We start from the raw sequence: 7,037 nt of genomic DNA, 5'->3' as shown, positions 1-7,037 counted from the left end.
TAGATTTGAGATTTTGGATTGATTCCACGGATAAATCAGGGGGCTTGTACCATCAAGAAATTCTCGGTCATGGGATTGGTAACTGATAATTGGGAATTGGCAATTGGGAATAGAGGATTGCAGCCGATAATTGGGGATTACTTATGGGCGATCGGCCGATCGCCCGCGACTCATCACTTATTGCAAAGATGAGAGTGACCTGCGGTACGCCGATCGCGAAACAGGCGCGATCGCGGGTTCTTCAACGGCCGCATTTTTGTTTTTGGCTTCAGAAATATTTTCTGCAAGTACAGCGAGCGATCGTCCTGCAAAAATATCGCACAAAGGCAATTCAATCTGACAAGAATCTCGTACCTTTGCTGCTAATTGAATTGCCAGCAGCGAATTTCCTCCTAGTTCAAAAAAGTTATCGGTAATGCTTAACTGTTCAATGCCGAGAACCTCACAGCAAATTCTCGCTAACATTGCCTCAATAGGGGTACGCGGTGCGACAAAAATCTTTGCTTCGGGAATTGCGGCATCCGGTTCGGGCAGTGCCTTGCGGTTAACTTTGCCGTTGGTCGAAAGCGGCAGCGCGTCCAGAACTATAAATGCAGAAGGCACCATATAATCGGGCAGCTTTTCGCTCAGGAATTGGCGCAATTCTTCAACCGCAGGGGCAGCGTTTTGTTGGGGAACAATATATGCTACTAAGCGCTTTTGACTGTGATTTTCTCCGAATGCGGTGACAATGGATGCTTTGACTGCTGGGTGCTCGTTCAAAGCAGCTTCAATTTCTCCGGCTTCGATGCGGAATCCTCGAATTTTAAGGCGGAAATCTTCTCGTCCTAAAAATTCGATATTGCCGTCAGGGAGGAAGCGCCCTAAATCTCCCGTTCGGTACAAGCGATCGCCCGTGACGGGGTGCGTGAGGCAACTGGCGCGGGTTTTTTCTTCATTCCGCCAGTATCCTTTTGTCAGTCCAACTCCGGCACAGCACATCTCGCCGGCAACCCAGACGGGACAGTCTTCTAGCCTTTCATTCAAAATGTAATAGCGTGTATTGGCGATCGGCTTGCCATAGGGAATGCTTTTCCAAGAAGGGTCAACAGTTTCTACCGGATACCAAATATTCCAAAGGGTGGTTTCAGTTGGCCCGCCGACGCTGACAACTCGGCATCCTTTGATGATCGCCCTTAACCTCTGAGGCAGTGTTACTGGAATCCAGTCTCCGCCGAGAAACGCCCAGCGCAAGCACTCTGGCAACACCTCAGAACGTCCGCCAGCGTAATCGAGCAGCATTTCCATCATCGGGGGAACCGAGTTCCAAATGGTGACGCGCTCTTTTACCATCAATTGCGCCCAGTGAGCGGGGTCTAGCCGTTGTGTGGCATCGGGAATGACGATCGCTCCCCCGGCTGCTAGGATGCCGAAGATATCGTAAACCGACATATCGTGGTGCAGTGCGGTGACTGCGATCGCGCGATCGCACTCGGTCACATTAAACACTTGGTTGGTCTGAGCGATCGCATTGACTACACCGCGATGGGCGATCGCCACGCCTTTCGGCAAGCCAGTTGAACCGGAAGTATAAATCACATACGCTAAATCTTCCGCTTCCTGTACTGATTTCAAAGCTTCGCCGCTTTCTGTTGCTAATTCCTCAGTATCAAGACAAATTCGCCGCACATTTTCCGGCCATTCCAAGCGTTGATTTAACTGAGATTGCGTCAACACAATCTCAACTTCGCCATTTTCCAGCAAATACCACAGCCGTTCTTTTGGCAGCGCCGCATCTACGGGCAAATAAGCAGATCCAGAGGCTAGAATACCCAAGACAGCAACGATTTGCTCCCATCCCTTTTCCATGACGACGGCAATCAATTGATTAGGGCGAACTCCGAGATTTCGCAACCGGTGAGCGACTTGATTCGATCGCAGATACAATTCTTGATAACTCAGAGTGCGCGTTGAAGTAATAACGGCGGGTTCGTGCGATCGTAAGACAACTTTCTCAGCAAACAATTCGTGGAGCAATCCATCGGGAATCGGTGCTTCAATGCTGTTAGCAAAAGCTTGCTGAAACGACACGGTTTCCTGCCAAGTTTCCTCTTCGTTAGCGAGGCGTTGCAATAGGCGACAGTAGGCGTCAAACATATCGTCAATCATCCCTGCCGGGAAGAGTTCTTCCACTGCATCCCAGCTAAAAGAAAGCCCCTCAGCAGTTTCGGTAAATTGCGCGTCGATCCAAACTTGCGGAGTTTGACCGATAATGTGCACCAGTTCTCCCAATTCTTGAATGAGTGAAAAGATAGAGGAATCTTCCCCAGGCGCGTTTTGCGGATCGATCGTAAACACGACTGGCATCAGGGCTGCGGCTGTACCTTGCGCTTGAGCGAGTTCTCGCAAAACGCGCACGCCGCTGACATATTGGTGCTCTAAATCTTGCCAAAGCTGTTCTTGCAATCGCTTGGCTCGTACTTCAAAACTCTCTCGCTTGGAGTTATCTATTTCTAGCAAAGTAAACGAGGCAAATTCTCCGATAATTTCCTCAACTTGAGAATGCAAAGGCAACCGATTAAAGCGCGGCACGTTGAGGGTAAACCGAGGCGTTTTGCTCCACAGAGACAGAACCTCCGCATAGGCGGCCAGCAATAAACCCGTAGGAGTGAGGCTGGCGCGAGCTGTGCGCGTTTTGAGGCGCTGCCAGGTTTGCAAGTCTAAGCGATCGCTCCAGCGTTTAAATCGCGGCTGCGTTAAGGAATTCGGGTGTTTTGCGAGGGGCAATTCCGGTGCTGGTGGCAGGGTTTTGAGGCGAGTGCGCCAGTAATCTAAGGATTGCTGGTAAAATGGGGAGTTTTCTAAGGCGATCGCGGCTAACACGCAGTCGCGGAAAGACAGTTGCAAGGGCGCGATCTCAGTATTAAGATTGCGGTAAAACTTTACCAAATCTCCAAACAAAATTTGAAAACTCCAGCCATCTATGCACAAGGCGTCAATGCTGATGTGGAGGCGGATGCGGCGCCCCTTAATTTTGGAAGCGCAAATCTCGAACAGCGGCCAGCGATCGAGCGGCAGCACTTGGTGAGAAAGGCGATCGCGGATTGCTTCGAGTTGTTCGCCGGCCACCTCTGGATCGAGCGATCGCAAATCCAAAACCTCAATTTTATAAGCGGGCACGTTTTCCAGAATTTGCTGCTTTCCGTTCGGAAGTACGATCGCCCGCAGCATATCGTGACGCTGTACAACTCGCTGCCACGCGAGGCTAAACCGCTCTAAATCTAACGAGTCGCTTTCAATTTCTACATAGCCGTGAATGGCCACATTGCCCATTTCAAAGAAGCTATTTCTCCCGATCCAGTAAGCCTGCTGCATTTCATTGAGCGGAAATGGTTGGTAGCGATTTTGAGGATCGGGGGCGATCGCAGGCAGTGAAATCAGGGGTTCGGGCGACTGCTGGCTCTTAGCTTGGGCGATCGCAACTGCCAGACTGGCGACAGTGGGGGATTGAAACAGACAGCGCAATGATAGCTCGACTTGAAAGCGATCGCGCACCTTGGCAATCAGTTGAGTTGCTAGCAAAGAGTGACCTCCCAACTCAAAGAAATTGTCATTAATTCCCACCTTTTTTAAACCCAGAACCTCAGCCCAAATATCAGCTACTACTTGTTCTTCTAAAGTCTCAGGAGCGATAAAATCGGCGTCGGAATTGTTAGCTTCTGGTGCAGGAAGTGCTTTGAAATCTACCTTGCCGTTTGGCGTTAATGGCAGCGATTCTAAAAACACAAAACTGGCAGGAACCATATAATCTGGCAGTTGTTCCCGGAGAAAAGAGCGCAGATTTTTAATCAGTGCGGAGTTCCCAATGCTGAGTGCTGAGTTTAAAACGAGGTAAGCAACTAAGCGCTTTCCGCCTGAATCTTCGTCACGCGCGAGAATGACGGCTTCTTGCACGTCTGGATGTTGGCTGAGTGTGGATTCGATTTCTCCCAACTCTATGCGGAAACCACGAATTTTCACTTGGCGATCGGTGCGATCGAGAAATTCTAAATTGCCGTCGGGGAGATAGCGGACTAAATCGCCTGTTTTGTAAAGGCGATCGCCTTGTTTGCTGCTAAAAGGATCGGGAATAAATTTTTCTCGATTCAACTCTGAACGGTTGAGATAGCCTCTGGAAACGCCCGCACCTCCGATATATAGTTCGCCGGGGACTGCGATCGGAACGGGTTGCAAGTTAGCATCGAGTACATAGGTGCGGGCATTTGGAATTGGGCGTCCAATCGGCAAGGTTTTTGGGGAGTTTTTAACCGCAGAGGGCGCAGAGGGCGCAGAGGGGAGAGAGTTGCACCACGTGGCGACGATGGTTGTTTCTGTGGGGCCGTAAGTATTGACTAGCCGCACTTTTTCTGATACGCATTTTTGCCACTGATTCAGGGATGCTGAAAGTGCGGTTTCTCCGCCAATGATTGTCAAGCGCACTGATGGGGGAAATTCTGCTTTTTCGGTGCTGAGTCTGGCGGTTAATTCGCGCCAGTAAGCGGTTGGTAAATCTAAGACGGTGATTTGCCATTCCCGGCATTTTTTCAGGAAGGAAGAAATGCTGTCTAACATGGAATTTCCGCGCAGTACCAATGTTGCGCCTCGCGTTAAACAGGGATAGATTTCTTCGGCGCTGGCGTCGAAGCTGAGGGAAGCGAATTGGAGAATGCGATCGCCTGGTTTGATGCCATATTCGACACTTGCAGCTTGCGTATAATTCGCCAAAGATTGATGCTGCACCATCACTCCTTTTGGCTGGCCGGTAGACCCGGATGTATATATGATATAAGCTAGGTTTTCTGGCAAAACGGCGCTATCAGGATTTGACTTGTTTTGTTGAGCGATCGTCTGCCATTCTGCATCCAAGCAAATCACAGAAATATTATTTTTGGCTGGCGTTTCTGTTTTTAATTCTGCTTGCGTCAGCAATACCCTAACTCCAGCGTCTTCTAACATGAAGGCGAGGCGTTCTTTAGCATAGATGGGGTCGAGGGGCCAATAAGCGCCGCCTGCTTTTAATACGCCTAAAATTCCGACGATCGCATCGAGCGATCGCTCCATATAAACGCCGACTATGGCATCTGGTTTTACGCCGAAAGAGTGCAAATAATGGGCAAGTTGATTCGCGCGATCGTTCAGTTCTCGATAAGTCAAACTTTGGCATTCAAATTGCACCGCAACCGCATCAGGTGTTTTCGCAACTTGCGCTTCAAACAAACGGTGAACGCACTCATTTTGGAAGTAATTTACCCCAGTATTATTCCACTCAAATAGAAGTTGTTGGCGTTCTGTTTCTGCAAGCAGGGGCAAATCTGATAGACGCGCCGAGGGATTCGCAACGATGCCTTCTAATAAGTTCTGAAAGTGCCTCGCCATGCGCGTAATTGTAGCAGATTCAAATAAGTCTAGGCTATATTCAAACCACCCTCTAATACCCGTTGCTGTGGCTTCTAATTCCAGGGTTAAATCGAAATTTGCTGTCCCGCTGTGAATCTGTTGGCAGTTCAAGCTTAAACCTGGCAATTCTAAGGCGAATTCCGAGGCATTTTGAAAGGCAAACATCACCTGAAATAAAGGCGAGTGACTTAAATCTCGATTCGGCTGCAATTCTTCTACCAACTTCTCAAACGGTACATCTTGATGCGCGTAAGCGCCTAATGCAAACTCTCGCACTCGACTCAGCAAATCTCGAAAAGTGGGATTTCCGGTTAAGTCCGATCGCAAAACTAAAGTATTGACAAAAAATCCAATTAATGATTCGGTTTCGCTGCTGTTGCGGCTGGCAATTGGTGAACCGACGAGGATATCTTCTTGCCCCGTGTAGCGGTAAAGCAGCGTTTTGAATGCTGCCAGCAATGTCATAAATACAGTGGTTTTTTCGCGGCGACTCAATTGCCTAATTGCCTCGGTTAAGTGTTCTGGCAATTCAAATAATTGCCGACCTCCCTTGTAACTTTGAACAGCGGGACGAGAAAAGTCTGTTGGTAAATTTAGCACCGCTGCACTGCCAATTAACTGCTGCTTCCAGTAAGTAAGTTGAGTTTCTAATATTTCTCCCTGCATTTGTTGGCGCTGCCAAGTTGCAAAGTCTGCATACTGAATTGGCAGCGGTCGAATCGCGGCTAAACTCTTATTAGTAAATTCTTCATAAAACGCCGCTAGTTCCCGTAAAAATATGCCCAAAGACAGCCCATCGAAAATGATATGGTGGGCGGATAAAAGCAGGGTATGTTCTGTTTCTGATAGGCGCAGTAGTTTGGCACGGAGCAGATTTGGTTGAGTTAAGTCAAAGGGCAATTGTGCTGCTTCATTAGACAGTTTTTGCGCTGCTTTCTCGCGTTCCGCATGGGGGAGATGGCTCAAATCTATCAGGGGCAATGGGAAAGTTTTCGCATCACAAATTACTTGGATGTGTTCTTTTTCCCCACCAGCAAACGCCGTTCTCAAAATCTCGTGTCGCTCGATAATTTTCTCAATACTTTTCCTAAGTGCTTCTGCATTAAGTTGCCCTGTGATCTGAACTGCACCGCAGAGGTTATAAAACGGGTTTCCGGGTTCCAATTGGTCGAAGAACCACAAGCGCTCTTGGGCAAAAGACAGGGGAATATTTTGTAGGCGAGAAACTGGCCTTGGGACGACTGCTTTGGTATTTCCTGTCAGTTGCTCTAGAATTTGCACTGCTAGTCGAGCAATGCTCCTATCTTCAAACAAATCGGCAACCGATACACTAACGCCAAAGTCGCTCTCTATCTGATTTTTTAACTCAAAAATTCTTAAAGAATCTAGTCCAAAGCTACTGAGTGGGCGATCGATAATATTTTGCGTTTTCTCCCTGGCACTGAAGTGGATTGAAGATTCCTCTTCAGTCGGCTTTAGCTCACATCTTGCACCATTCTCAATTACTTTTTTAGGAACAGGCAAGATGCCTGTTCCACCAGAAAACTCAATTACTTTTTTAGGAACAGGCAAGATGCCTGTTCCACCAGAAAACTCAATTACTTTTTTAGGAACAGGCAAGA

2 protein-coding genes are annotated in these 7,037 nt (G+C 48.3%); one reads left to right on the top strand and one right to left on the bottom strand.

The features are described from left to right. Positions 1 to 69 precede the first annotated feature (69 nt). Positions 70 to 192, top strand: coding sequence for a hypothetical protein (locus tag QUB20_RS12260; RefSeq protein WP_263053556.1), 123 nt, complete (start codon positions 70 to 72; stop codon positions 190 to 192). On the opposite strand, the gene QUB20_RS12255 is transcribed toward QUB20_RS12260, so the two are convergent. Next, complete coding sequence (locus QUB20_RS12255; RefSeq protein ID WP_333246366.1) at positions 178 to 6,939, bottom strand: amino acid adenylation domain-containing protein; 6,762 nt, start codon at positions 6,937 to 6,939, stop codon at positions 178 to 180. The two genes, QUB20_RS12260 and QUB20_RS12255, sit on opposite strands and share 15 nt — an antisense overlap. Positions 6,940 to 7,037 lie beyond the last annotated feature (98 nt).

The organism is Microcoleus sp. B4-C2 (genome assembly GCF_036705265.1).
Taxonomy (GTDB): Bacteria; Cyanobacteriota; Cyanobacteriia; order Cyanobacteriales; family Microcoleaceae; genus Microcoleus.
This window is presented reverse-complemented; position numbering and strand designations above follow the sequence as displayed.

What these genes read in the sequence shown, in the direction of transcription:
- QUB20_RS12260 (WP_263053556.1), top strand. Translation starts at nt 70, where the DNA reads ATGGGATTGGTAACTGATAATTGGGAATTGGCAATTGGGAATAGAGGA.